The 25,348-nt window shown below is 42.5% G+C and carries 25 protein-coding genes, 11 tRNA genes, 1 rRNA gene and 1 riboswitch; of the genes, 33 read left to right on the top strand and 4 right to left on the bottom strand.

Features of this window, described 5'->3' with window-relative positions:
* The first annotated feature begins 10 nt into the window (after positions 1-10).
* The 4 genes from BT147_RS12740 to BT147_RS12725 are packed head-to-tail and all read left to right on the top strand — an operon-like array spanning position 11 to position 3,850.
* Positions 11-346, top strand: a complete 336-nt coding sequence (locus BT147_RS12740) for an STAS domain-containing protein (protein ID WP_072336027.1) — start codon at positions 11-13, stop codon at positions 344-346.
* Positions 343-828 carry an anti-sigma B factor RsbW gene (gene rsbW, locus BT147_RS12735; protein WP_072336024.1) on the top strand — a complete coding sequence of 162 codons (486 nt, stop codon included), beginning with the start codon at positions 343-345 and terminating at the stop codon, positions 826-828. Before BT147_RS12740 ends, rsbW begins: the two co-directional genes overlap by 4 nt.
* The gene (sigB, locus tag BT147_RS12730) at positions 794-1,579 is read left to right on the top strand and encodes an RNA polymerase sigma factor SigB (RefSeq protein ID WP_072336021.1); all 786 of its coding nucleotides are present in this window, start codon (positions 794-796) and stop codon (positions 1,577-1,579) included. Before rsbW ends, sigB begins: the two co-directional genes overlap by 35 nt.
* Positions 1,580-1,633: 54 nt before the next feature.
* Entirely contained in the window at positions 1,634-3,850 is a 2,217-nt protein-coding gene (locus BT147_RS12725) for a Tex family protein (protein ID WP_502688573.1), read from the top strand.
* A gap of 30 nt (positions 3,851-3,880) precedes the next feature.
* On the opposite strand, the gene cmpA is transcribed toward BT147_RS12725, so the two are convergent.
* Complete coding sequence (gene cmpA / locus BT147_RS15295) at positions 3,881-4,033, bottom strand: cortex morphogenetic protein CmpA (RefSeq protein WP_143188005.1); 153 nt, start codon at positions 4,031-4,033, stop codon at positions 3,881-3,883.
* Between the two features lie 133 nt (positions 4,034-4,166).
* Here cmpA and BT147_RS12720 point away from each other — a divergent pair, with 133 nt between their 5' ends.
* From BT147_RS12720 to BT147_RS12710, 3 genes are all read left to right on the top strand, one after another.
* On the top strand, positions 4,167-4,730 hold the full coding sequence (locus tag BT147_RS12720) for a thioredoxin family protein (protein ID WP_072336018.1): 564 nt from the start codon (positions 4,167-4,169) through the stop codon (positions 4,728-4,730).
* An 18-nt stretch (positions 4,731-4,748) separates the two neighbouring features.
* Positions 4,749-5,648, top strand: a complete 900-nt coding sequence (locus BT147_RS12715; RefSeq protein ID WP_072336015.1) for an NAD(P)-dependent oxidoreductase — start codon at positions 4,749-4,751, stop codon at positions 5,646-5,648.
* 77 nt (positions 5,649-5,725) lie between these two features.
* Positions 5,726-6,427: a Bax inhibitor-1/YccA family protein gene (locus tag BT147_RS12710; RefSeq protein WP_072336012.1), complete on the top strand. Its 702-nt coding sequence runs from the start codon at positions 5,726-5,728 to the stop codon at positions 6,425-6,427.
* A 55-nt stretch (positions 6,428-6,482) separates the two neighbouring features.
* Here the strand turns inward: BT147_RS12710 and BT147_RS12705 are convergent, their stop codons facing one another.
* Complete coding sequence (locus BT147_RS12705) at positions 6,483-7,259, bottom strand: hypothetical protein (protein ID WP_072336010.1); 777 nt, start codon at positions 7,257-7,259, stop codon at positions 6,483-6,485.
* 416 nt (positions 7,260-7,675) lie between these two features.
* Here BT147_RS12705 and BT147_RS12700 point away from each other — a divergent pair.
* From BT147_RS12700 to tsaD, 15 genes are all read left to right on the top strand, one after another.
* A tRNA-Asn gene (locus BT147_RS12700) sits at positions 7,676-7,750 on the top strand.
* Between the two features lie 4 nt (positions 7,751-7,754).
* Positions 7,755-7,847 (top strand) — tRNA-Ser (locus BT147_RS12695).
* A gap of 10 nt (positions 7,848-7,857) precedes the next feature.
* A tRNA-Glu gene (locus BT147_RS12690) sits at positions 7,858-7,934 on the top strand.
* Between the two features lie 5 nt (positions 7,935-7,939).
* A tRNA-Val gene (locus tag BT147_RS12685) sits at positions 7,940-8,015 on the top strand.
* Positions 8,016-8,033: 18 nt separating this feature from the next.
* Positions 8,034-8,110: transfer RNA gene (locus BT147_RS12680), tRNA-Asp, on the top strand.
* Between the two features lie 20 nt (positions 8,111-8,130).
* A tRNA-His gene (locus tag BT147_RS12675) sits at positions 8,131-8,206 on the top strand.
* 10 nt (positions 8,207-8,216) lie between these two features.
* Positions 8,217-8,291 (top strand) — tRNA-Gln (locus BT147_RS12670).
* A gap of 22 nt (positions 8,292-8,313) precedes the next feature.
* Positions 8,314-8,389, top strand: a tRNA-Lys gene (locus tag BT147_RS12665).
* Positions 8,390-8,403: 14 nt separating this feature from the next.
* Positions 8,404-8,488 (top strand) — tRNA-Leu (locus tag BT147_RS12660).
* 30 nt (positions 8,489-8,518) lie between these two features.
* A tRNA-Leu gene (locus BT147_RS12655) sits at positions 8,519-8,604 on the top strand.
* A gap of 20 nt (positions 8,605-8,624) precedes the next feature.
* A tRNA-Gly gene (locus BT147_RS12650) sits at positions 8,625-8,698 on the top strand.
* A gap of 115 nt (positions 8,699-8,813) precedes the next feature.
* A complete protein-coding gene (gene tsaE, locus BT147_RS12645; RefSeq protein ID WP_072336007.1) occupies positions 8,814-9,272 on the top strand; it encodes a tRNA (adenosine(37)-N6)-threonylcarbamoyltransferase complex ATPase subunit type 1 TsaE in 459 nt (152 codons plus the stop codon).
* Positions 9,269-9,970 (top strand): tRNA (adenosine(37)-N6)-threonylcarbamoyltransferase complex dimerization subunit type 1 TsaB, encoded by a 702-nt coding sequence (gene tsaB, locus BT147_RS12640; RefSeq protein ID WP_072336003.1) that lies wholly within the window; start codon positions 9,269-9,271, stop codon positions 9,968-9,970. The genes tsaE and tsaB overlap by 4 nt, the downstream gene beginning before the upstream one ends.
* Before the next feature lie 13 nt (positions 9,971-9,983).
* Complete coding sequence (rimI, locus tag BT147_RS12635; protein WP_072335999.1) at positions 9,984-10,448, top strand: ribosomal protein S18-alanine N-acetyltransferase; 465 nt, start codon at positions 9,984-9,986, stop codon at positions 10,446-10,448.
* Positions 10,445-11,464, top strand: coding sequence for a tRNA (adenosine(37)-N6)-threonylcarbamoyltransferase complex transferase subunit TsaD (gene tsaD / locus BT147_RS12630; RefSeq protein ID WP_072335997.1), 1,020 nt, complete (start codon positions 10,445-10,447; stop codon positions 11,462-11,464). The genes rimI and tsaD overlap by 4 nt, the downstream gene beginning before the upstream one ends.
* Positions 11,465-11,558: 94 nt before the next feature.
* On the opposite strand, the gene abc-f is transcribed toward tsaD, so the two are convergent.
* The gene (gene abc-f, locus BT147_RS12625; protein ID WP_286119478.1) at positions 11,559-13,478 is read right to left on the bottom strand and encodes a ribosomal protection-like ABC-F family protein; all 1,920 of its coding nucleotides are present in this window, start codon (positions 13,476-13,478) and stop codon (positions 11,559-11,561) included.
* Between the two features lie 110 nt (positions 13,479-13,588).
* Between abc-f and BT147_RS12620 the strand changes: the two genes are divergently transcribed.
* From BT147_RS12620 to groL, 5 genes are all read left to right on the top strand, one after another.
* Complete coding sequence (locus BT147_RS12620) at positions 13,589-14,167, top strand: 5-formyltetrahydrofolate cyclo-ligase (protein ID WP_177239825.1); 579 nt, start codon at positions 13,589-13,591, stop codon at positions 14,165-14,167.
* Between the two features lie 79 nt (positions 14,168-14,246).
* The gene (locus tag BT147_RS12615) at positions 14,247-14,879 is read left to right on the top strand and encodes a redox-sensing transcriptional repressor Rex (RefSeq protein ID WP_072335991.1); all 633 of its coding nucleotides are present in this window, start codon (positions 14,247-14,249) and stop codon (positions 14,877-14,879) included.
* Positions 14,880-14,913: 34 nt separating this feature from the next.
* A complete protein-coding gene (gene tatC / locus BT147_RS12610) occupies positions 14,914-15,690 on the top strand; it encodes a twin-arginine translocase subunit TatC (RefSeq protein ID WP_072335988.1) in 777 nt (258 codons plus the stop codon).
* A 143-nt stretch (positions 15,691-15,833) separates the two neighbouring features.
* Positions 15,834-16,118 (top strand): co-chaperone GroES, encoded by a 285-nt coding sequence (groES, locus tag BT147_RS12605; protein ID WP_072335985.1) that lies wholly within the window; start codon positions 15,834-15,836, stop codon positions 16,116-16,118.
* 60 nt (positions 16,119-16,178) lie between these two features.
* The gene (gene groL / locus BT147_RS12600) at positions 16,179-17,831 is read left to right on the top strand and encodes a chaperonin GroEL (RefSeq protein WP_072335982.1); all 1,653 of its coding nucleotides are present in this window, start codon (positions 16,179-16,181) and stop codon (positions 17,829-17,831) included.
* A gap of 140 nt (positions 17,832-17,971) precedes the next feature.
* Here the strand turns inward: groL and BT147_RS12595 are convergent, their stop codons facing one another.
* A complete protein-coding gene (locus BT147_RS12595) occupies positions 17,972-18,586 on the bottom strand; it encodes a PH domain-containing protein (protein WP_072335979.1) in 615 nt (204 codons plus the stop codon).
* A 241-nt stretch (positions 18,587-18,827) separates the two neighbouring features.
* Here BT147_RS12595 and BT147_RS12590 point away from each other — a divergent pair, with 241 nt between their 5' ends.
* The 6 genes from BT147_RS12590 to BT147_RS12565 all read left to right on the top strand — a co-directional run.
* Positions 18,828-19,730: a cation diffusion facilitator family transporter gene (locus BT147_RS12590; protein ID WP_177239823.1), complete on the top strand. Its 903-nt coding sequence runs from the start codon at positions 18,828-18,830 to the stop codon at positions 19,728-19,730.
* Between the two features lie 96 nt (positions 19,731-19,826).
* A riboswitch (purine riboswitch) is annotated at positions 19,827-19,929 on the top strand.
* 167 nt (positions 19,930-20,096) lie between these two features.
* Positions 20,097-21,635: a glutamine-hydrolyzing GMP synthase gene (gene guaA, locus BT147_RS12585; protein ID WP_072335973.1), complete on the top strand. Its 1,539-nt coding sequence runs from the start codon at positions 20,097-20,099 to the stop codon at positions 21,633-21,635.
* Positions 21,636-21,728: 93 nt separating this feature from the next.
* On the top strand, positions 21,729-23,033 hold the full coding sequence (locus tag BT147_RS12580; protein WP_177239831.1) for an NCS2 family permease: 1,305 nt from the start codon (positions 21,729-21,731) through the stop codon (positions 23,031-23,033).
* 83 nt (positions 23,034-23,116) lie between these two features.
* A complete protein-coding gene (locus tag BT147_RS12575) occupies positions 23,117-23,698 on the top strand; it encodes a GNAT family N-acetyltransferase (protein ID WP_072335967.1) in 582 nt (193 codons plus the stop codon).
* 20 nt (positions 23,699-23,718) lie between these two features.
* The gene (locus BT147_RS12570) at positions 23,719-24,870 is read left to right on the top strand and encodes a peptidase MA family metallohydrolase (RefSeq protein ID WP_072335964.1); all 1,152 of its coding nucleotides are present in this window, start codon (positions 23,719-23,721) and stop codon (positions 24,868-24,870) included.
* A gap of 241 nt (positions 24,871-25,111) precedes the next feature.
* Positions 25,112-25,348: ribosomal RNA gene (locus tag BT147_RS12565) — 16S ribosomal RNA — on the top strand; the annotation flags it as partial.

Here is a 25,348-nt window from a genome sequence, read left to right as displayed (position 1 = left end):
GTTGAGTCTATTGAATATAACAATCCGTGAGCATAGTGAACGAGAACATGCAATTGCTTTAACGGTATTAGGAGAGGTAGATGTATACACAGCTCCTCAATTACGTGAAAAACTACTGACTCTATGCCAAGGCGGTAGTAGTATTCATCTTGATCTTGCTGGAGTCGATTATATTGACAGTACGGGTTTAGGCGTACTAATCGGCGCATATAAGGCGCAAAAATCTACAGGTGGGAAACTAATCATCTCTGGGATGAATTCAAGGCTCGCGCGCCTATTTCGTATTACTGGACTTCAAGAAATTATGGAATTTGGACCAGATAACCAGGAGGATGGGAAATCATGAGGGAGCAGCCGTTAGATTTGGTAAACTTGACGATTCCAGCGAAGCCAGATTACGTGGCAATTGCTCGATTGGCTGTTTCAGGAATAGCGAATCGGATGGGTTTTTCTTATGACGATATTGAAGATCTAAAACTCGCTGTATCGGAGGCTTGCACCAACTCTGTCGAACATGCCTACTCTGGTGAAAACGGTGAGATTGGATTATCCTGTAACATTTTTGAAAATCGATTAGAAATAGAAGTAGTAGACCAAGGTCATAGTTTTGATGCTAGTGAAGTTGAATCTCGGACAGGTCCTATTCAATTTGAGGTATCAATGAGTTTAGTGCGTGAACGCGGACTTGGACTATACCTAATGCGTAGTCTGATGGATCATGTTGACATTGATGGTGATGATGGCGTAATCGTACGTATGACCAAATACATTCGAAAAAATGAGGTGGGTTCTCATGTCGAGTCGCCCGCGTCCTACCCCACTCGATGACGAAACGATAAAATATTTAATCGAGCAGTACCAGCAGAATGGGGATTCTGAAGCACAGGAACGTTTAGTAGGGCACTATAAAAGTTTAGTTGACACATTGGCATATAAATTTTCCAGAGGGATGGAGCCATTTGAGGATTTAGCACAGGTAGGGATGATTGGCCTGCTTGCTGCCTTAAAACGGTTTGATCCTGAATTTGGGCGTAGTTTTGAAGGATTTGCAGTTCCTACCATCGTGGGAGAAATTAAGAGGCATATTCGTGATAAGACTTGGAGTGTTCATGTCCCGCGTCGAATCAAGGAATTAGGTCCACGAATCAAGCGAGCTGTCGAAGAGCTGACGACAAAATTCCAGCGCTCTCCACAAGTGTCGGAGATTGCGGATTATTTGGATGTTACTCCAGAAGAAGTACTCGAAACGATGGAGATGGGACGGAGTTACCAGGCGGTTTCTGTCGACAGTCCGATTGAAGCGAATTCGGACGGCAGCCAAGTTACATTACTGGATTTAGTCGGAAACGAGGACCAGGGTTATGACCATGTTGACCAGAAGATGTTGTTACAAAAAGCATTCCACGTTCTAAACGAGCGTGAAAAGGAAATTTTGCAACTAACTTTCTTTGAAAACTTGAGTCAGAAACAGGTTGGGGACAAGCTAGGAATTTCTCAAATGCATGTTTCTCGATTGCAACGCCGGGCGCTCACGAAATTACGTCAAGCCATTCGTATGGAGCCTTCTGAAGTAATGTAGAACTTAAAGCACACAGTATTCTATTTCGCATGGAATATTCTGTGTGTTTTTCTTATGGTAAAATATCTATATTCCTATTTTTTGATAGCAGAAGAAAGTGTGGTGTGTGGTTTGGAGCAGATTCAAATGTGGAAGCAGATTGCGACAGAGTTAGAGATCGAGTCTCACCAAGTAAAGGTAACGGTAGGGTTGCTAGAAGAGGGGAACACAGTTCCTTTTATTGCACGTTATCGTAAAGAGATGACAGGTAGCTTAGATGAAGAGTTAATTCGTGCTGTAGAGGAACGTTTTCGCTATCTAACCCAAATGAATCAACGACGTGAAGAGATTTTACGGACGATTGAAGAACAAGGAAAGTTAACCGAAGAATTACAAACTAAGATCGAAGCAGTTACTAAGTTGCAAGAGTTAGAGGATCTATATCTACCTTATCGGCCGAAACGTAAAACGCGTGCATCAGTGGCGAGAGAGCGTGGTTTAGAGCCACTAACACGGATTTTGGCATCGACTAGGGACTTACATAAAATAGAGCAAGAAGCAGTGACATTCGTAAACTTAGGGCAGGGTGTTGAATCGGCTGAGGAAGCGATTCAAGGGGCGATGGATATCTTGGCAGAAGAGCTTTCTGAGGATGCTGAGATTCGGAAGTGGGTTCGGGAGTACACCTGGAACCACGGAGTGCTAACCTCTAAAGGGAAGGATCCAGAAACTCGTTCGGTTTATGAGATGTATTATGACTATACAGAGCCAGTACGTAGTATGCCTTCTCATCGTATTTTGGCTGTGAATCGGGGTGAGAGGGAAGAATTTTTAAAAGTAAAAATTTCAGTAGAAGAGGAGCAGATTTTTGCTCATCTACGAAACTGGTTTTCTATCCCTATTCATTCCTATCTAGAGGCAGTCGTTCAAGATTCCTACAAGCGTTTGATTGCTCCTTCAATTGAACGCGAAGCTCATGCTAGAATGACCGAACAAGCAGAAGAACAAGCCATACACATTTTTTCTGAGAACTTGCGTCATTTGTTGCTTCAACCGCCGATTGCAGGGAAGATCGTACTGGGAGTGGATCCAGCTTTTCGAACGGGTTGTAAGCTAGCCGTTATTGATGAGACAGGGAAAGTGCTACATATAGATGTGATCTATCCAACTGCTCCTCATCATGATCTAGAGGGAGCGAAGAAAGTAGTCTTAGCTTTAATAAAGAAATACCATATTAATATGGTTGCGATTGGAAATGGTACAGCTTCGCGAGAGACGGAACAGTTTATTGTAGATGTGCTGAAAGAAGTAAAACAGAAATTGTACTACTTAATTGTAAATGAGGCGGGTGCTAGTGTTTATTCAGCGTCCAAAATTGCGAAAGATGAATTCCCAGATCTTGATGCTGCTCGTCGTTCAGCTGTTTCCATTGCCCGTCGAGTTCAAGATCCACTGGCTGAATTGGTGAAAATTGATCCTAAATCGGTAGGAGTGGGCCAATATCAGCATGATGTATCCCAAAAACAGCTTACGGAGAGCTTGACTCATGTAGTTGAATCAGCTGTAAACTATGTGGGCGTAAACGTGAATACTGCTTCCGCTTCCCTCCTTCAATATGTATCGGGTGTGAGTGGGGCAGTAGCGAAGAATATTGTCAAAAAGCGTGAAGAATTAGGGCGCTTTTCTTCTAGACGAGATTTACAGTCCGTTCCACGATTAGGTGCGAAAACATACGAACAATGTATTGGTTTTTTACGCGTGACAGATGGGCAAAACCCTCTAGATAAGACACCGATTCATCCGGAGTCTTATCACATTACCGAAGCCTTGTTATCAAAATTACAGATAGAGCCTGTGGAGATTGGCTCAGAAGATGTAAAGCAGAGGTTGAGTGCAGTTGATGTAGAGATGATGGCAAGAGAACTAGACTGCGGAGTGCCAACGCTTCAGGATATCTTAGAAGCTCTTATGCGACCAGGTCGAGATCCTCGTGATGAGATGCCTACACCCCTTCTTCGCTCTGATGTACTGAAAGTAGAAGATCTTCAAATCGGTATGAAATTGCAAGGAACAGTTCGGAATGTTGTGGACTTCGGAGCTTTCGTTGATATTGGTTTGAAAAATGATGGGCTTGTCCATGTGTCAAAACTAAGCGAGCGATTTGTACGGAATCCAATGGATGTTGTAACAGTAGGAGATATTGTAGATGTATGGGTGTTACAAATTGATCCAGATCGCCAGCGGGTAGGCCTTACGATGGTGGAATCTTCCTTACTTAAACAGGTGGACTAAATACGAAGAAAACCAACTGGGCAGGCGTTTCTATGAATCGCGGCCCAGTTGTGTGCGTGAGGACGGGCTTTTATCTTGTTCCTTCTTTATGTAGCTAAACCAGCATTTATTCAAAAAGAGAATTTGTTTGCGGTCGCGCTGCCGGTACGCATTCATAAGCTGTTTCGTCAGCCATTTTGGCACAGGTTCATCCTCCCTTGGTAAAAATCTTGGTGCTTATACCTATGTCAAGAGAGATCTAAGTGTGCAGGAATTGATAAAATAAGTTTATTCTTCCATCATAGTTGTATGCTAAAAAGAAAAAGAGGTAGATTATATGTCATTACAGTTTTGGTTTGAAAAAGGGATATCTTTCGAGGAATATGTGGCATCTATGAAAGCGAACAAAGAAGGGCTTCTTACTGTGTATAAAGGATTTTCTTTAAATAGTGAAGAGATGGACTTTTTTTCGAAGCTGGCGGACCAAAAGCTACGTATAATTGGTTTGACGGCAGATTGGTGTGGAGATGCTATGCTTAACGTTCCTATCATAGAGCATATTGCTAGCGCGTGTCAGTCCCCTCTAAGCCTTCTCAATCGAGACGAGAATTTGGAACTGATGGACCAGTATCTAACAAATGGAACCGCTCGGGCCATTCCGATTTTTATCTGGATTGATCAAGAAGGGAATGAGAAGGCAGTCTGGGGCCCGAGAGCGGACGAGGTTCAAACGATTATAGCGAATCTTCGCTCCAGTCTTCCTGAAAAAGAAGATCCTACATTCGCTATCAAGCAGGCAGAGGTGTATCGGCAATTTCGTACACGTCTGGTAATCGACCAAGATCTGTGGTTGTCTGTTAAAAGTAGTGTACAAGCATGTCTATCTAAACTAAGTGCATAAATGATAGGAGGGCGTAATATGAGTAAGTTGCGAGTAGGTTTTATAGGTCTTGGAATCATGGGACGTGCGATGGCACGTAATATTGTTCAAGCTGGTTTCCCCGTTACGGTTTGGAATCGAACTCGCTCCAAGATGGAAGAAGCAACAGCGTGGGGTGCGAAGTTGGCTGATTCCCCTAAGCAAGTGGCAGAGCAAAGTGATGTGGTTATCACAGTGGTTGGAGATACACCTGATGTAAAAGCTGTATTAACAGGAGAACAAGGAGTGTTTCAAGGCGCAAGAAATGGGGTAGTAGTAATCGATATGAGTACGATTGCTGCTGAAGCAGAACGTGAATTAGCATCTCAGGCTAAAACCCTAGGGATTGATTATTTAGATGCACCCGTAAGCGGTGGAGACATCGGAGCTCAAAACGGCACTCTCTCCATTATGGTTGGAGGGGAGGCGAAGGCCCTTGAAAAAGTTAGACCCATTCTTGAAGCGATGGGGCAACGAATTGTTCATTGTGGGGAGGTTGGTGCTGGACAAACTGTGAAGGCTTGTAACCAAATCTTATGTGGTCTCAATTTGCTTGCTGTGGTAGAGGCGCTTAGTTATGCCAAAAAAGCAGGGGTAGATGTCGAGAAAATGATTGAGGTTACGACGCAAGGAGCAGGTGGTTCTTGGGCCTTAGCGAATTACGCTCCTCGTATTATCCAAGGGGATTTGGAACCAGGCTTTTCGGTAGAGTTTATCCAAAAAGATCTACGGATTGTCCTTCAAGAAGCAGAACAGATGCAACTTCCACTGATGGGTACAGCGCTTGTACAACAACTCCTTCGTTCGTTACAAGCACACGGTGGGAATCCAGATGGCTCACATGCTCTTATTCAAGTGATGGAACAACTGGGGAATGTAGAGATTGTACCAAATAAGTAAATTTTGTTACAAAACTATTGCTCTAGAAAACATCTAAGAATATACTAAATTTAAATGATTATAGGGAGGATTACTCTGTGAATCAAGGTTTCTCAAACAATGCAACAAGTTCGCAACGATTTACACAACGCATGATGCCAGCTGTTTTTGGATGGATGTTTGCTGGTTTATTAATGACGGCTATTATCGCAGGTGTATTACTACAAAATAGTGAAGCCATTACGATGCTCCGAACACCTATTATTTTTTACGCTGTTATTGCGGCTGAGATTATTACGGTTATCTTTTTGTCTAAACGCCTTGGGAAAATGTCAGCCACAGCTGCTTCCTTCTGCTTTTTCCTCTATGCAGCGTTAAATGGTTTAACCATCGCGGCTTTCATGTCAAGATTTGAAGTGGGCACGATTGCATCGGCATTTGGAATTGCAGCAGCTATGTTTGGTGTCTTTGCCATTTTTGGTGCCGTAACGAAAAAAGACCTGACAAAACTAGGGTCTCTATTGTTCATGTTGTTGATTGGAGTGATTATTGCTACTTTAGCAAATGCATTCTTTATCAAGAGTGGGGCAATGGGTCTCATTATCTCTTATGTCGCAGTTCTGATTTTCTGTGGTCTCACTGCATATGATATGCAAAAGATCAAAGAAATGGGTGCTTATTCATCACAGTTTGGTGAAGAAGGCGCAACCAAAATTGCGATTTTTGGTGCATTAATGCTGTATATGGATTTCGTCATGATTTTCTGGCATTTGCTTAATATTTTCGGAAGCGATGATTAATGGATCGTTCTGTTAAAATCAAACCCCTTCGCAATGGTATTTGCGAGGGGATTTTTTATGGTGCTATAGAGGTGATGGGGTTCACTTGTTGGTAATCTTCTGGTGTGATAATAGTAGGGAGTTTGTGAATTTCTGTGATTAAAAGGGTGGTCACCTCAGGTACATAATTTTGGTTATGATCTCTTACACACATACCTGTTAAGTGTTTAAGAGAGGTTAGCGCCACTTCGGTTACGGGAAGCGGGATTTTTTCAGTTCGAATGTAGATGTCTGCGGATCGCAAGGCTTTTAACAGCCAAAAGGGAGTATTTGATTTATGCAACCATTTTTCCCATAATTGTGATAACGCAATGGGGCGGTGTTCTCCTATATCAGGAAAGGATTGATAAGCATCCCAAGCATATGAATTTATCTTTTCTTGATATTGTTGATAGTACCATGCCGTTTCCTGAATAGACTTCCATACGGGATCATAGTAGCGATGCGCTGTATAGTCCCAGTTCATCTCTAGCTCATGCCAATCATTTTGATCATGTGATTTGGTATGGACTTCGATTAATCGAATTTTATCAGTAGGGATCTTCCAATGAAGCTTTGTGAGCCATAGATTTCGGACCATAGAAAACATAGGTGCGATGTAGTTAGGATCAGCATGCGATGAAAATATAATAATCGTCGCTTCCTTTCCAACCAGTAGATCATCCTGGTGTCCGATATGGAGTTCGATATCTACTGTCGAAACGGGATGGTTGGCTGCATGCATTTTTATGTAAGAAGGAGTAGAAAGGTACGGGAGAGAGAATTGATACGCTCCTGCCTGCAATGGCTTCATGAAGATTCCTCCTGCTTATAAGAGAGATACTCTATAAATTGGTTTTTGTTCCTATCTTAACAAAAGAAGATAGTGCCATGCTATAAAAAATTCGAGAAGTCATAAATTCTTGTCCTCTTACAGTTCCTATTCAAATTGGGTATATAAATGGTAGTGTTCATTTGTATAAAACAGACTACATGCGGCCTAGAAGACCCATTCGGAGAAGATTTTATAACCTAAAAAAAGACAAAAAGAAAATTGAAATTAAGTGCTTGACTACAGATATATGATCGTGCTAAATTATAGAGGTCGCTAAAACGAAGCACACAAAACATCTTGTTGGATCAGTATTTTTTTAAAAAAGTGTTGCGAGAACGAGAGTTGTATGATAAAATAGTAAAAGTTGCTGTGAGTAACGATTAGGATTACGATATTCCTCAATAGCTCAATGGTAGAGCGCCCGACTGTTAATCGGTAGGTTGTAGGTTCGAGTCCTACTTGAGGAGCCAATTCGGGGAGATACTCAAGAGGCCGAAGAGGAAGCATTGCTAATGCTTTAGGACGTAATTACGCGTCGCGAGGGTTCGAATCCCTCTCTCTCCGCCAGACATTTTTTGGCCCGTTGGTGAAGCGGTTCAACACACCAGCCTTTCACGCTGGCATGCAGGGGTTCGAATCCCCTACGGGTCACCATTTTTGGACGCTTAGCTCAGCTGGGAGAGCACCTGCCTTACAAGCAGGGGGTCGGCGGTTCGATCCCGTCAGCGTCCACCAGTATTACTTTTTTAATGCGGAGCTGTGGTGTAGAGGCCTAACATGCCTGCCTGTCACGCAGGAGATCGCGGGTTCGAATCCCGTCAGCTCCGCCATATTTAAAGTCTACTTTTTGGCGGTCGTGGCGAAGTGGTTAACGCACCGGATTGTGATTCCGGCATTCGAGGGTTCAATTCCCTCCGGTCGCCCCATGTTTTTTAATGGGAAGTAGCCAAGCGGTAAGGCAACGGACTTTGACTCCGTCATGCGAAGGTTCGATCCCTTCCTTCCCAGCCATTGTAGTTTGACATCTTAGTGAGAGCCATTAGCTCAGTTGGTAGAGCATCTGACTTTTAATCAGAGGGTCGAAGGTTCGAGCCCTTCATGGCTCACCATGATTTTCGTATATGCGGGTGTGGCGGAATTGGCAGACGCACCAGATTTAGGTTCTGGCGCTTCACGGCGTGGGGGTTCAAGTCCCTCCACCCGCACCATATACTTTTACAATTAAATGAAGTGAGTACGCGGTCGTGGTGGAATTGGCAGACACGCTATCTTGAGGGGGTAGTGTCCTATGGACGTGCGAGTTCGAGTCTCGCCGACCGCACCATCTACAGACCATCTTAATATGCGGGTGTAGTTCAATGGTAGAACATCAGCCTTCCAAGCTGATTGCGAGGGTTCGATTCCCTTCACCCGCTCCAACTCAGAAGTTCGTGGCTTATGCTACGGGCTTTTTTATTTGTCTGGAATATGATGTTTGCGTTTCGATCGTAGGTCTAGGATAATGAGTTCAGATAGATGAGTAGGTGAGATGAATTGGAAAAGAAGATATGGCATACTACCTCTGGAGAAGAGACGAGGCTTCTTGCAAGGAGCCTCGCTTCTCATGTGCAAGAAGGGGATGTTTTTGCTCTAGAAGGTGGGCTTGGAGCAGGAAAAACAACTTTTTGTCAGGGATTAGCGAAGGGCTTAGAAATAGAGAGGTATGTGGATAGTCCTACATTTACTGTGATAAAAGAGTATCAAGGGCGTTTGCCTCTATATCATATGGATGTGTATCGTTTAGATGGCATTGAGAGTGATCTAGGTCTAGAAGAATATTTTTATGGGGACGGGATTTGTGTTATTGAGTGGGCATCCATAATCCAGGAAATTTTGCCCGATGATACGATTTCGTTCTCATTTGAGGTGCAAGAGGATGGAACGAGGAGTATTTCGTTTCCAATTAATAGTGAACGTGCAAAGCGTTTGGCGAAGGATGTGTCGTGGGATTGAAAATCTTAGCAATCGATACCTCCACGTTAGTTCTCGGTGTCGCAGTAGTTGAAGAAGGAAAGGTATTGGGAGAGGTAACAAACAATCTATATAAAACCCATTCGGAGCGTCTTATGCCTACGGTAGCTGGATTATTGAAAGACCTCTCCATTGAACTCCAAGAGATCACGGCTATTAGTGTTACATCAGGACCGGGCTCTTATACGGGGATTCGGATTGGTGTTACGACAGCCAAAACATTGGCTTGGACTCACGATCTCCCGCTATATGCAGAGTCTAGTTTATCGGTGCTAGCGATGAATGGGAAACGGTTTCCGGGGTTGATCGTTCCGTTACTTGATGCACGCCGAAATCGTGTTTATACAGGCGTTTATCGTTCGAATGCTTCGGGAGTTAGCGAAGTACTAGGACAACAAGTATTGGAGATAACAGACCTACTAGAACAATGTAAGCGACTGAATGAGCCGATCTTGTTCTTAGGTGATGATGTGAGCAAATTTCGGAGTATCATGGAAGAAACTCTAAATGAGAATGCTTATTTTGGAAGTCCACCCGAGAATCTACCTCGTGCTTCTGAATTAGGTGAAATGAGCTTGCAACGAATCCTTCGTGGAGAAGAACCACTTGGTCAGCAATTTGCACTCAATTATCTTCAAGTAACGGAAGCAGAGGCAAATTGGTTAAAAAAGCAAAAGTAGGGGACAGGAACCGATGTCAATTGAGCAGGAGATCCAGATTCAATTTCGTTCGATGGTAGTGGACGATATCCCTCAGGTGTTGGATGTGGAACGAGATGCTTTCCCGCATCCATGGACAGGACAAGCTTTTCGAGATGAGTTGACGACGAATCCATTTGCACGGTATCTCGTGTTAGAAATAGAAGGGACTGTGGTAGGATATTGCGGGATGTGGGTGATTATTGATGAGGCACATATTACGAATATTGCCGTTCACTCTAGATGTCGTGGGAAGGGATTTGGAGAGTTGTTGCTTCGGTATGCGATGGAGTTTTCTACGCTATATGGGGCGGAGAAAATGACGTTAGAAGTACGAGCCTCTAATCAGATTGCTCAGCAGCTATACAAAAAGTTAGATTTCGAGGTAACGGGGTTACGACCTAATTACTATTCCGATAATAAAGAAGATGCCTTGATAATGTGGGTGACATACAAATGAGTTATAAAAAAAATAGTCTAATTTTAGGAATTGAGACAAGTTGTGATGAAACGTCTGTGGCTGTAGTGAAAAATGGGACGAAAGTCCTATCAAATGTCATTTCTTCGCAGATGGATGTACATCGTCGCTTTGGAGGGGTTGTTCCTGAAGTTGCTTCCAGGCGCCATGTGGAGAGAATTACGATCATTATTGAACAGGCGTTAGCCGAAGCAAATGTAACCAAGGAGAGATTGGATGCAATTGCTGTAACGCAAGGCCCAGGATTAGTGGGGGCCTTATTAATTGGTGTGGCGAGTGCGAAGGCATTGGCGTATGCTTTAAAACTACCACTTGTACCGGTTCACCATATAGCGGGACATATTTACGCTAATCATCTAGTAACGCCGCTTGAATTTCCATTAGTGGCGCTTGTAGTGTCAGGTGGGCATACGGAGTTAATCTATATGGAGAATCACCTTCATTTTGTAAGATTGGGACAAACACGAGATGATGCCGCAGGGGAAGCGTTTGATAAAGTGGCCAGGTTTATGGGTTTGCCTTATCCAGGAGGGCCGCAAATTGACCGCTTGTCAGCACAAGGGAAGGCTATTTATGACTTACCTCGTGCATGGTTAGAGCCTGATTCATTAGACTTTAGCTTTAGTGGTCTAAAATCATCCGTAATGCAATTGATGCAGAAGGCCGAGCGAAAAGGGGAGGAGGTCCGTCAAGAAGATCTATCAGCTAGTTTTCAAGCGGCTGTTTTAGACGTGCTGGTAGAAAAGGCATTCCGCGCTGTAAAACAGAATGGTGTCAAGCAATTACTTCTTGCAGGGGGAGTCTCTGCGAATAGTGGGCTACGTGTCAGGCTTATGAAGCGTGCAGAGGAAGAAGGGGTTACGTTGCGAATCCCGCCGCTTGAGCTCTGCACAGATAACGCGGCTATGATCGCTGCGGCAGGTACTTATTTATATTATGAGGGAAAATTTGCAGATTTAACTCTTAATGCCAATCCAGGATTACCATTAATAAAATAAGTTTATCTTATAAAAACAGCGTACACCCTAAGCTTGTACGCTGTTTTTATATATGTGGATAAAGTGAATAACCTGTGGATAACTTTGTGGATAACTAAGTCTGATCAGCTAATTCAGTCCATTCATCGGTTTTGACAAGGAGTTGTTCCTCTAAGGATTGCAGTTCTTTCTGCAGAGAGCTACTTCTTTGAGGATCCGAAAAAACTTCTTCCTTGCACATCTCTGCTTGGATATCTGTAATTCTTGACTCTAGTATCGTAATGGTTTGCTCTAGTTCTTGTAGTTCGCGCTGATGCTGTTTTAGACGCCGTTGTTCTTCTTTGCTCTGTTTGCGATGTTGGTAGGCGTCTCCTTTTGGTAGGGGTTCTTCGTTTTTGGGTGAAAGAGTTTCTTCAAATTGTTCGAGTGCTTTTTTCTCTAGGTACCAATCGTAGTCTCCATCATAAGCAGTGATTCCATCAGGTGCTAATTCCCATACTCGATTGGACAGTCGCCTGATGAAATAGCGGTCATGAGAGACAAAGAGAATGGTTCCAGGATACTCTTCGAGTGCTGATTCGAGTCGCTCCTTAGTTGCTAGATCTAGATGGTTAGTCGGCTCATCCATTAGAAGGAAATTGGCCTGATTAAGCAATAATTTAACTAGGGAGAGTCTAGCGCGTTCACCACCGCTCAGGTCTTTAACAAGCTTGTATACATCATCTCCTTGAAACAAAAATTGACCGAGATGGGAACGGATGATGGTTTGATCCAGTGTAGGGTAATCGTCCCATATTTCATCTAGCACGCTTTTATCATAGGTAAGCAGTTTTTGTTCTTGATCATAGTAATCAACTTCTACATTGGTACCAAACTGAAGATCTCCGGTTAGAGGAGACAGTTGACTTGCGATCGTTTTCAGCAAGGTAGACTTTCCTGTCCCATTTGGCCCAAGTAGGGCGATCCGTTCTCCTCGGCTTACACGAAAAGAGAGATCTTGAATGAGCGGCTGTTCGTATCCAACAGAGAGATTTTTTGCTAGGAGGACTTCTTTCCCGCTGGTAACAGAGGTTTCAAATCGGATGGATGCTTGCTTGAGGGCGGATTCGGGTATATCCAGTCTCTCCATCCTCTCTAATGTTTTTCTACGACTTTGTGCACGCTTTGTCGTAGTTGCTCGAGCAATATTTTTCTGAACAAACTCTTCCAGTTTCTTGATCTCTTTTTGTTGCTGTTCATACAGTTTTTCATAGGTTAAGGCTCGTTCTTCTTTTTTAACAACATATTGTGAGTAGTTGCCAACGTAACGAGTCGCTTTGCTCCGTTCGATTTCATAGATTACTTGTACGAGTTGGTCTAGGAAAAAGCGATCGTGGGAGACGATAAGAAGTGCTCCTGGATAATTTTTTAATGCCTGCTCCAGCCATTCAGTAGCTTGTAGGTCGAGATAGTTAGTTGGCTCGTCTAAAATCAATAGATCAGGTTCCTCTAAAAGCATTTTAGCTAAGGAAACCCGTGTTTTTTGTCCGCCACTAATCTCACTAATCTTCGTGTGATGAACATCTAAATGACCTAAGCCCAGTCCATGTAAGGCACCACGCATTTTTGCTTCGTATGAGTAACCGCCAACTTGTTCAAATTCTTCTTGATAACTCCCATATTGACGGAGATATCGTTGATATTGATCTTCATTTGAATAGATTTCTTCTTTGCTTATCTCGGCTTCTAGTGTGCGTATTTTTTGTTCGATAGCCAGTATAGGGGCGAATACTTGTAATACTTCATCCCAGATAGACCGCTCGGACTGAAGGCCTGTCTGTTGTGCTAGATAGCCAATTTGCGCTTTTCTTCCAACGATCATTTCACCTTGGTCCGGGAGTAGTTGGCCGATCATGATTTTTAATAAGGTTGATTTGCCAGCTCCATTTGCACCAATTAATCCTACTTTTTCTTGTGGATTAATCTGTAGTTGAATGTCTTGCAAGACTTCGTTTTCGCCGAATGATTTATATATATTCTTTGCTTGTATTAACATGATCTCCACCTCATCTTTCCTTAGTGTAATAGAGGAGAAAACGAAGGGCAAACCGATTTACGATTTTTCATGTACAATGTGGGTACGAGAAGGAGAGTGGGGGGAATATGTTGACGGACTCTTATTCCAATAAACAAACGTTACGAGCTGAACTATTAGAAAAGAGAAGGTACCGTTCTGAAGAGGATTCTAGGCAGATGGCACAGCAAATTTGTGAACGGATTGTACACTGGAATGGATATATAAATAGCGATATCATTGCGGTATATGCTTCGTTTCGTAATGAAGTAAATGTGGATGAGGTTATCGAAAATGCATGGGAGAACAGGAAGAAAGTAGTTTTTCCGAAGTCATACCCAGAGACGAAGAATATAAAATTTTTTGAAGTTCGATGTAGCAGTGAGTTAAGAAAGGGCGCTTATGGGATTATGGAACCTGTCGAAGAACTAGGTCGTGAGGTTGATCCGCGAATGATTCAGCTAGCTTTGGTCCCGGGTGTTGGATTTGATCAGAAGGGATATCGCCTCGGATATGGAGCAGGTTATTACGATCGATTCTTTGCGAAGTTTCCTCATATTGTCCGATTAGGGATTTGGGATAGTGAAAACTTGTTAGAAACGGTATATCCCGAGACGCATGATTGTAAGATGAATTATGTCTGTACTTTTACAAAACTGTTTTCACTTTGATGTATCAGAATTTGGTATAGTTAAAATAAGATGTTATAAATATACAGGATCAGTAACGAAATGAGCCGGGAGGGGTCTTATGTCAGATCAAAAAATTCCGCAGGTGACGGCGAAACGGTTACCGCTCTATTATCGGTATCTTGAAAAGCTACATGCCATCGGAAAACAACGGATCTCTTCTGCTGATCTCAGCGAAGCTTTGCAGATTGATCCAGCAACCATTCGTCGTGATTTTTCTTATCTAGGGGAATTAGGCAAGAAGGGATATGGATATAATGTCACATATCTATTGCAATTTTTACGAGATTTTTTAAAACAAGATGAAGTAACCAATGTAGTATTAGTAGGAGTAGGAAATTTAGGAACTGCCCTATTAAGATATAATTTTTATCGAAGCCATAATACCAAGATTGTCGCTGGATTTGATGAAGATGCTGCGAAAATTGGGAAGGATATCGATGGGATTACTATCTTTGGAATGGATCGGTTATCGGAGATCATCTCCTTACATCATGTGGAAGTTGCGATTCTTACAGTTCCTGTAAATGTGGCTCAGACTACCCCTGCACGCATTACGGCACCCCCGCCCGTTCGCATACACCACATCGATTTAACCTCTGAATTGCAGACATTAATTTACTTCTTGAAGAAATATCCAGCCGATGAAGATGCGGAAGAAAGCTTGGAAGAGGTAGCAAATAAACGAAGCTAATTGCCTTCGAGATTATAGTTAGAAGGGAATATATATGAACGAAGAGACACAACCACTTACCGAACATTTGACAGAGCTACGGCGACGGATTATCTGGGTTCTGCTTACTTTTCTCGTATCGCTTATTGTAAGTTTTATTTATGCCACGGACCTATTTGAATTTATTAAAAATGATGCGATTGGTGCCAATGTGCCTATACATGCATTTAGTCCTAGTGACCCTTTGATGGTATATGTACAGATTGCCATGATCTGTTCGATGATCTTTACTCTGCCCGTGATTTTGTATCATATATGGCAATTTGTAAAGCCAGGGTTACGCTCGCATGAGCAGAAAAATGCAGGTCTTTACATACCTGCGTCCTTTTTTCTGTTTTTGGGTGGACTTGCATTTGGATACTATGTGGTCTTTCCTATGTTATATCAATTCATGGCTAACTTATCCAAACAAATGAATGTCATGGAGATGTATGGGGTTTATCAATACTTTGACTTTATGGTCAATGTGATTGTTCCACTCGCATTATTGTTTGAACTACCTGTAGTCGTGTTGTTTTTAACTAGACTGAAGCTCATTACTCCGAGTCTGCTACACAAAATTCGCCGTGTTGCGTATTTTGCTATGGTGGTGATATCTACCCTAGTTGCTCCGCCAACCATTATCGCCAATTTGGTAATTGCAATCCCATTAATTATTCTGTATGAAATTAGTGTTCTTATTTCAATATGGCAATATAAACGTATAGAAACCGAAGAGAAAAGTTGGGAAGGTGAAGAGGTAGAGGAGGATCATAGTGAGAGCAGTTCCTAATTTAAGGAATTTGCTCTTATTTTTTTCATCAAAAATGCTTGCAAAATTGGTTCAAACTTACTATCATTATAAGTGTTATTAGCACTCGCTTAGGGTGAGTGCTAATTAAGAAAAGGATCTATTTTGAAGGAGGTTATTTGCCCATGATTAAGCCATTAGGTGATCGTGTCGTGTTAGAAGCAGTAGCTCGTGAGGAAAAAACAGTAAGTGGTCTTGTCCTTCCTGAGTCTGCAAAAGAGAAGCCACAAGAGGGCCACATCGTAGCAGTAGGTTCTGGTCGTATTGACGAAAAAGGAAATCGTTTTCCACTAGAAGTAGGAGTAGGTAATACGGTTATTTTCTCCAAGTACGCTGGTACCGAAGTGAAGTACGGTGAAAAAGAATACTTGATCCTTCGTGAAAGTGATATTCTTGCAATCGTTGATTAATAGATTATAAAAGTAAGACTACTAAATTCTTTATTTACATAACGAAAGGGGATAAAAAGAATGGCTAAAAACATTCAATTTAGTGAAGATGCTCGCCGTGCAATGCTACGTGGTGTAGATGCATTGGCTGATGCAGTGAAAGTAACCCTTGGACCAAAAGGTCGTAACGTAGTACTCGAGAGAAAATTTGGTTCCCCGCTTATCACGAATGACGGCGTAACCATTGCAAAAGAAATCGAATTAGAAGATCCGACCGAAAACTTGGGTGCACAACTTGTAAAAGAAGTAGCAACCAAAACGAACGATGTAGCAGGTGATGGTACAACGACTGCAACCGTACTGGCTCAAGCGATCATTCGTGAAGGTTTGAAAAACGTTACCTCTGGTGCAAACCCAATGATCGTCCGCAAAGGGATTGATAAAGCAGTTCGTAAAGCGGTAGAAGAAATTGGCCGTATTTCTCAACCAATCGAAGGAAAAGAGTCTATTGCACAAGTAGCTGCTATTTCTGCAAACGATGATGAAGTAGGTCAATTGATTGCAGAAGCCATGGAGCGCGTGGGTAAAGACGGCGTTATTACCGTGGAAGAATCCAAAGGCTTTAACACTGAGCTTGAAGTGGTAGAAGGTATGCAATTTGATCGTGGATATATTTCTCCATACATGGTTACAGATGCAGATAAGATGGAAGCGGTACTCGAAGAGCCAGTTATCTTGATTACAGATAAGAAAATCAGCTCTGTTCAAGACATCCTACCAATCCTTGAAAAAGTAGCACAACAAGGCCGTCAACTACTCATCATCGCGGAAGATGTAGAAGGCGAAGCGTTGGCAATGCTCGTAGTAAACAAACTACGCGGAACTTTCACTGCTGTAGCTGTAAAAGCTCCTGGCTTCGGTGACCGTCGTAAAGCTATGCTACAAGACATTGCGGCATTAACAGGTGCTCAAGTCGTAACAGAAGAGATCGGTCTAGATCTTAAATCAGTGGGACCTGAAGTTCTGGGTCGTGCACGTCAAGTACGGGTTAACAAAGAAGACACCATTATCGTAGATGGTTCTGGTGATCAAGGTGAAATCAAAGCACGTGTTGGCCAAATTCGTCAACAAATCGAAGACACCTCTTCTGAGTTTGACAAAGAAAAACTTCAAGAGCGCCTCGCGAAACTAGCAGGTGGCGTTGCAGTAATTAAAGTAGGTGCAGCAACCGAAACCGAGCTTAAAGAGAAAAAGCTTCGTATCGAGGATGCATTGAACGCAACTCGTGCAGCAGTAGAAGAAGGGATCGTAGCAGGTGGTGGTACTGCCCTTGTAAACGCGATTCGTGCGGTTGAAGAGCTTGAAGCTTCTTATGTTATGGGCGATGAGAAAACAGGTGTAAGCATCATCAAACGTGCTCTTGAAGAACCAATTCGTCAAATCGCTGACAATGCAGGTTTAGAAGGCTCTGTAATTGTAGAACGCCTCAAACGTGAAGAAGTAGGCATTGGCTTCAATGCACTTTCTGGCGAATGGGTAAATATGATCCAAGCGGGCGTAGTAGATCCTGCTAAAGTAACTCGCTCTGCGCTACAAAATGCAGCGTCTGTAGCAGCTATTGTACTTACAACAGAAGCAGTGGTAGTAGATAAACCAGAAGAAAACAAAGGTCCAGATGCGGCAGCCGGTATGGGCGGCATGGGCGGTATGGGCGGCATGGGTGGAATGATGTAATTCGGTCCCCCAGAGGAGCCTCACCTTTACAAAAGAATCCCTCTGAACTATGTTCAGAGGGATTCTTTCTTTATGTTACATTTTACATGGGGAAATGAACAAACGAACTCTAGTGAGTAAGAGTTCGTTTTTGATATTGGTTAGTTATTGATATAACGTTCGAACACATGTCCAAAATCTTTTGGATGGAATTGTTTGATTGTATCTTGAAGCCAAGTAAATGACCATTGATTAATCTGTTTAAACTGGTCGACTATGTCGCTTTCTGTGCTGCGAATGGTGCTAACAGTGTTAGAGGCTACTTCTAAACTCTGTTTTGCGTGATTCAAGGAGAGATCGTTGTCATAAGAGATTTCCGCGATTTTCAGCAGTGCCTTATATAGGTCTTTTACTTCTTCGATATGCTTTTTGTGAACATCGATCGAATAATGTGTGTTCCCCATAGTAAACTTAATCTCTACGTCGAGGTCCACCGTTCCAGCTGTTTCTAAAGATACATTGGAAATTTGAAAAGCATAATAGTCATATCGACGAAGGGTGCGCTTCTTACTTACTGCGCTGGTACCATCAAGGTGAATAAGTGCCTTATTCGTAAAGCAATATTCATCCGACTTCGACTTAATTAGAAAATAAATTTTCTCGCCATCTTCATGCATCACATAGTCATCGGCATCCACTTTATCGTAGTCTTTTGGCCGGATAACAGTACCTACATCACTAATCCCTAACATATCAGCTGCTATTTTTCCGAACATATTTACTCAACCTCTCCATGAATTGTTTATTCTGATTTTCTCTTCCCTTATTAGGATCACCGTAAACAAAATCCCATAATAGGTTGGATTTGGCCGAACTACCTACATCTTAGTGTTTTTCACCTATGCAACATTGCTGAATCTGCACATGAAATCTATCTTCGGTCAACAACGTTTCTCTAGACTAAGACGGTTTTCATTCATTAAGATGAAAAAGGATCTAATGGAGAGGATGAGGGAGATGCAAGAAGCGCAGAAGGGGGCATGGCTAAGTATTGGAGCCTATCTATTACTAGCTATAGCGAAATTGGCGGTTGGGTTTTGGGCTCATTCTGAAGCTGTGGCTGCGGATGGATTGAATAATGTGACGGATATTTTGCTGTCGGTTGCAATCTTGATTGGATTGAAAGTCTCGCTTCAACCAGCTGATGAGGACCATCATTATGGCCATAAAAAAGCAGAAACAGTAGCTACCCTTGTTGCAGCATCTTTCATGGTATTGGTTGGGCTGGAAGTATGGATTCGTGCTATTACGACGATTGGGAACCCAGAAACCATAGCGATACATCCTATTGCTTTGTGGATTTCGGTCCTCTCCGCTCTCGTGATGTTAATGGTTTCATTTTATAATTCGAGATTAAGTAAGAAAACGGGTAGTCAGGCGTTAGCCGCTGCCGCAAAGGATAATCGCTCTGATGCGTGGGTAAGTATGGGAGCTGTGGTAGGGATTGTAGGAACGTGGATTGGGTATCCATGGCTCGATGCGGTTTCTGCAGTTGTGATCGGTTTTCTCATTATTCGAACAGGTTGGGAGGTAGCTAAACCAGCTATTCTCTGCTTGACGGACGGAGTAGATCAATCATCACTTCAAGGAATGATGGATGAAGTGAGCCGCATTGATCAGGTGCAAAAGGTGATCCATTTCCGTGCTAGGTCACATGGATCCCATTACCATATTGAAGTGACGATTGGAGTAGATCCTCATTTATCTGTTTTGAAAAGCCATGAAGTAACAGAAAAAGTAGAAGAACAACTTTTAAAAAATAATCAAATCGAGCATGTACATGTACATGTAGAGCCTGTCGAATGGATAGAGACCCGTCCAGATGAAAAAGAGATTTCTATGCTACATTATCATGTATGACGATATAAAATTTAGGAGAATCTATGGAAGCAAAAGAGGATTATGGAAATTTCCGATTTTGTTACCCTTATTGACCATTACCTGAACCCTTGGTAAGATAAGTCGAGGTAGACTTAACGTATATTTTCAGGAATATGGCCTGATAGTCTCTACCCAGCTACCATAAAATAGCTGGACTACGTGTTATGAGGTCACCGGGATGCTCTTTTTCACTTCTTTATAAAATCATTTGATTGTCACATGGTTAATCAAGGGATTTTATGAAGAATACGGGGGGACCGGGGTACTTATGTCGCGTAGGCGATAGGGGTGCCCTGGTTTTTGTTTATACATATATTTTTCTATTAGTAGAGAGGGATGGAAAAGATGGACAAATCCATCGAACGTGTAGTTGTACTTGATTTTGGAGGTCAATATAACCAATTAATTGCTCGACGAATTCGTGATTTAGGAGTGTATAGCGAGCTTGTTTCACACAAAATCACGGCTGAAGAATTAAAAGAGATGGCTCCTAAAGGAATTGTTTTCTCTGGCGGTCCAAATAGTGTATATGAGGATCATGCACCTAAATGTGATCCTGCTATTTTTGATCTAGGAATTCCGATCTTTGGGATTTGTTATGGGATGCAGATGATCAGTAGCCACTTTGGAGCAAGTGTAGGTCGTGCACATAAACGTGAGTATGGAAAAGCAGAGATAGAAGTCGTGTCAGATAGTGCTTTATACCGTGAGTTGGAAGCAAAACAAACGGTATGGATGAGCCACAGTGATGTGGTACTGAAACCACCAACAGGATTTGTAGTCGATGCTAAAACGGAGTCTGCTCCTGTTGCGGCTATGAGTGATGCTACGAGAAAAGTGTACGCTGTTCAGTTCCACCCCGAAGTGCGCCATTCTATCCATGGAACTGAGATGATTCGTAACTTCTTGTTTGAAGTTTGCGGTTGCGTAGGGAATTGGTCGATGGAAACATTTATTGAAGATACGATTCAGGATATTCGCCAGATGGTTGGAGATAAGAAGGTGTTGTGCGCGCTCAGCGGTGGAGTTGACTCTTCTGTAGTGGCAGCGTTGATTCATCGGGCGATTGGAGACCAACTAACCTGTATGTTTGTCGATCACGGTCTTTTGCGAAAAGGCGAAGCAGAAGGCGTAATGAAAACATTTGGAGAGCATTTCCGTATGAACTTGGTGAAAATCGATGCAAGAGAGCGATTCTTATCCAAGCTCAAAGGTGTAACAGATCCAGAAGAGAAACGAAAAATGATCGGTAATGAATTCATTCGTGTCTTTGAGGAAGAATCGGCAAAGATTGGATTACATGAATTTCTAGGACAAGGCACTCTATATACCGATATTGTTGAGTCAGGTACGGATACGGCTCATACGATTAAGTCACATCATAACGTGGGTGGTCTTCCGGAGGATATGACCATGCAATTGATCGAGCCACTAAACACACTCTTTAAAGATGAAGTGCGCAAAGTTGGGGAAGAGTTAGGGCTCTCAGCTGAGATTGTCTGGAGACAACCGTTTCCAGGTCCAGGTCTCGGGATTCGTGTGATTGGAGAAGTAACAGAGGCAAAGCTTACGATTGTTAGAGAATCTGATGAAATTTTACGAAATGAAATTGCGAAAGCGGGCTTAGATCGTGAAATTTGGCAGTATTTCACCGCCCTTCCTGATTTCCGTAGCGTAGGTGTTATGGGCGATGTTCGTACCTATGCCTACACGGTTGGGATTCGAGCTGTTACTTCGATTGATGGAATGACTGCTGACTGGGCTAGGATTCCCTATGAGATCCTAGAGAAAATCAGCACTCGCATTGTAAATGAAGTCGATGGAGTGAACCGTGTTGTTTATGATATTACTTCAAAGCCGCCGTCTACCATTGAGTGGGAATAGCAAAGGGACTTCGTTGAAAACGAGAGGATAAAAGAGGTTCGACAAGAGCAGGAGGAAGACACCATGGAAGCGGCGAAAGTCAAACGGTCCTTTATCGCCAAATATTTTCAATTTGACAAACATGGAACGAATGGACGTACGGAAGTTCTGGCAGGGATTACTACCTTCTTTGCGATGGCTTATATCTTATTGGTAAATCCGGACATGTTATCCAAAACAGGGATGGACTTTGGAGCTGTCTTCGTTGCTACAGCTGTTGCATCTGCACTGGGTACGCTTTTGATGGGGATTATTGCAAACTACCCTTTGGCACTGGCACCAGGCATGGGATTAAATGCATATTTTACGTTTACCATTTGCTTAGGGATGAAGATCCCTTGGCAGACAGCTTTGGGTGCGGTGTTTGTTTCGGGGGTTGTGTTTCTGCTATTAACCGTAACAAAGGTACGTGAGATGATTATTAACTCCATACCACCAAGCTTAAAATTCGCAGTATCAGCTGGGATTGGATTGTTTGTTTCTTTTATTGGTTTAAAAGAATCTGGAATCGTTGTAGCTAATCCAGCCACCTTTGTAGGTTTAAGTCCTAAGTTGGCAAGCGACCCCATGATCTTGCTAACCCTGTTTGGTTTCATTGTCACGATTATCTTGATGATCCGCAATGTGAAAGGCGCTATTTTTATTGGAATGATGTCTACGGCTATCGTAGGAATCATAACCAATCAAGTAAAAGCACCAACTGCCTTTTTCTCATTACCTCCAAGTATCGAGCCTACTTTATTCAAGATGGACATTGTAGCTGCAATGGATGTCGGGATTTTTACGATTATTTTTGCATTCTTGTTTGTGGATCTCTTTGATAATGCAGGTACATTAGTTGGAGTGGCGAATCAAGCTGGACTATTAAAAGATAATAAGCTTCCTCGTGCGGGACGTGCACTTACTACGGATTCGATTGCGGCTATGGCGGGGGCATCTTTAGGGACTTCCACTGTTACTTCTTATGTTGAATCAAGTGCGGGCGTTGCAACAGGTGGCCGAACTGGTTTTACTTCTGTCGTTACCGCTTTTTGCTTCCTAGCATCTTTGTTTTTCTTTCCAATCGTAAAAGCATTAGCATCTGTTCCAGCGATTACGGCTCCGGCACTTATTATCGTAGGTGTGCTCATGGCTTCTTCCTTAAAAGATATTAACTGGAATGAACTGAGTGAGTCCATTCCTGCCTTTTTTACGATTATCATGATGCCCTTAACCTTCAGTATCGCCACAGGAATTGCATTAGGCTTTGTTCTATACCCTATTACGAAGCTTGTTGCGGGCGAAGGAAAAAAAGTCCACTGGATCATGTATGTATTAGGAATTGTATTCGTTGTACGTTTTATTTATCTGAATGAATAGTGAAGTAGAGGAGTTCTGTTATGGTTACAGGGCTCTTTTTTGTATCATTATCTTTTATTTCTATTCGAGGGGGATTGTGAGACATGTTTCATAGGAAAGTGAGTGAAGATATAACGCTTAAGCAGTTAGAAACGTATGAGGAGGAGATTTTATTTCGGTTAGTAGATCAAAATCGATTTCATTTGCGTAATTGGGTACCTTGGGTGGATGGTACAAAATCGATTGAAGATACACGTAGTTTCCTCACATTTTGTGAAAATCAATTTAAGCGTGCTCAATTAATTAATGCAGGCATTTGGTATAAAGACGATCTGGTAGGGTGTATTGGCTTTAATGAGGTAAACCTGAATCATCGTTATGGGAAGATTGGATACTGGTTGAGTGAAGATATGCAAGGAAAGGGGATCGTGAGGCGTGCCTGTACACAGATGGTTCGCTATGGATTTCAAGAGATGGATCTGAATCGGATAGAGATTCGTGTGGCAACTGGGAACAAAAGAAGTCAAGCGATTCCGAGGAGCCTAGGCTTTGTTCAAGAAGGGTTAATACGACAAACGGAGTGGCTGTATGATCACTACGTAGATCATCTGGTGTTTGGATTATTAAAAGAAGAATATGAGGAAAAGATGAGCAAGTATGGAAATGAGACGAATAGCAGATTCTAGCTTGTAGAGGGGGGATTTGGATGATTCAATGCAGGCGAATAGTTGTTATAATGACTTGGATAGTGATTGCTTCTGTAGGAGTGGGAATGGATTTTGGGAAGGAAGAATCGAATCGCGTTGTACAGATTCTTGCAGATGCCGCTTCACCAAGTGATGTAGCAGGGATTCGCCAACTAGTCCATAAGAGAGAGCAAGCTTTACAAAAGGGCACATGGTTTGATTGGACAGAATGGATTGCCGACTCCTCGCAAAGTTATTTTCAAGAACAGAAGAGATGGTTTGATGACGCATTTCATTATATCGATCGAAAGAGCTATCGGTTACAACTCGATAAAGTGGAAACCACATCTTTAGGTACCGTTGCCCATATAAAACAAAGCTATACTCATCAAGGGAAGCAAACGGAGAACCAGTATTCGCTCGTGGTAAAGTATGATCCACGGAAGAGGCACTGGGTGGAGGTGGAACAACCATTTCATCAAAAGAAAACGACATGGGGTACATTGAAAGTGGAGCATTTTGATCTACTTCGCAAGGAACATGATTATCAGGTTGCAGTAGAAAAGGGACGAACCTACTTTCAGCAAAAACTTGGATGGACGCCAAAGCCGATTGAAATCAAGGTCTTTCAACGTGCAGATCACTTGGCTCAATCAGTGAAGCCTTCACTACCGAATTGGGTTGGAGGGTGGAATGAGGCCAATCAGGCCATTAAGCTAGTTTCTGCGCCTAATACATCCTCTGAATGGGAGAAATCAGGCATCGTGCACGAGTTAACCCATCAAGTTATCAGTGATTTAACCTATGATAACGCTGCCTATTGGTTTCAAGAGGGTGCGGCTATGTACTATGAGGAGCTGTTGTTTCCTACATCGCAAATACAGATGAAGTCAGAGGAGATATGGAGTCGTGGGCAACTCGAGAGGATGAATTTAGAAAATCTATCTAATAAAGAGGCTGTACGATTCTATGTGTCATGCCGTGAGCAATATCGTCAATTGTTGAAGGATATTGGAGAGGGTGGGATGAGATATTTCTTTGAAGAAATAAGGAAATATGATCGTATGGACGTAGATAGTAGCCAGAAGATACAAATGTGTAATCAGCGTACCAATCGATCATTACAAAAGGTGTTTACTATTTTTAAAAAAGGTATTGACCAAGCTATTTAGACCGTGTTATATTAATCAACGTCGCTGATGAAGCGCACGGAAATACAGACAACATGAGACTTAGATGCTTTGAAAAAACAATAAAAAATTGTTGACACTGATTCTAAGATTATGGTAGAATAAATTTTGTCGCTGAACGATAACGACAAGGTTTTAGAAGAAAAAATGTGTTCCTTGAAAACTAAAGAGTGAATGAACCAAGACCTGTTTAATTACTTTAAATTGAGCTTAGCTCAAACTTTCAATGGAGAGTTTGATCCTGGCTCAGGACGAACGCTGGCGGCGTGCCTAATACATGCAAGTCGAGCGAGGAGCTTTTAGCTCCTAGCGGCGAACGGGTGAGTAACACGTGGGCAACCTGCCCGTAAGACTGGGATAACTTCGGGAAACCGGAGCTAATACTGGATAATCTTGATCTTCGCATGAAGGACAAGTAAAAGATTTATCACTTACGGATGGGCCCGCGGTGCATTAGCTT

It is taken from the genome of Thermoactinomyces sp. DSM 45891 (assembly GCF_900119485.1).
Lineage (GTDB): Bacteria > Bacillota > Bacilli > Thermoactinomycetales > Thermoactinomycetaceae > Baia.
This window is presented reverse-complemented; position numbering and strand designations above follow the sequence as displayed.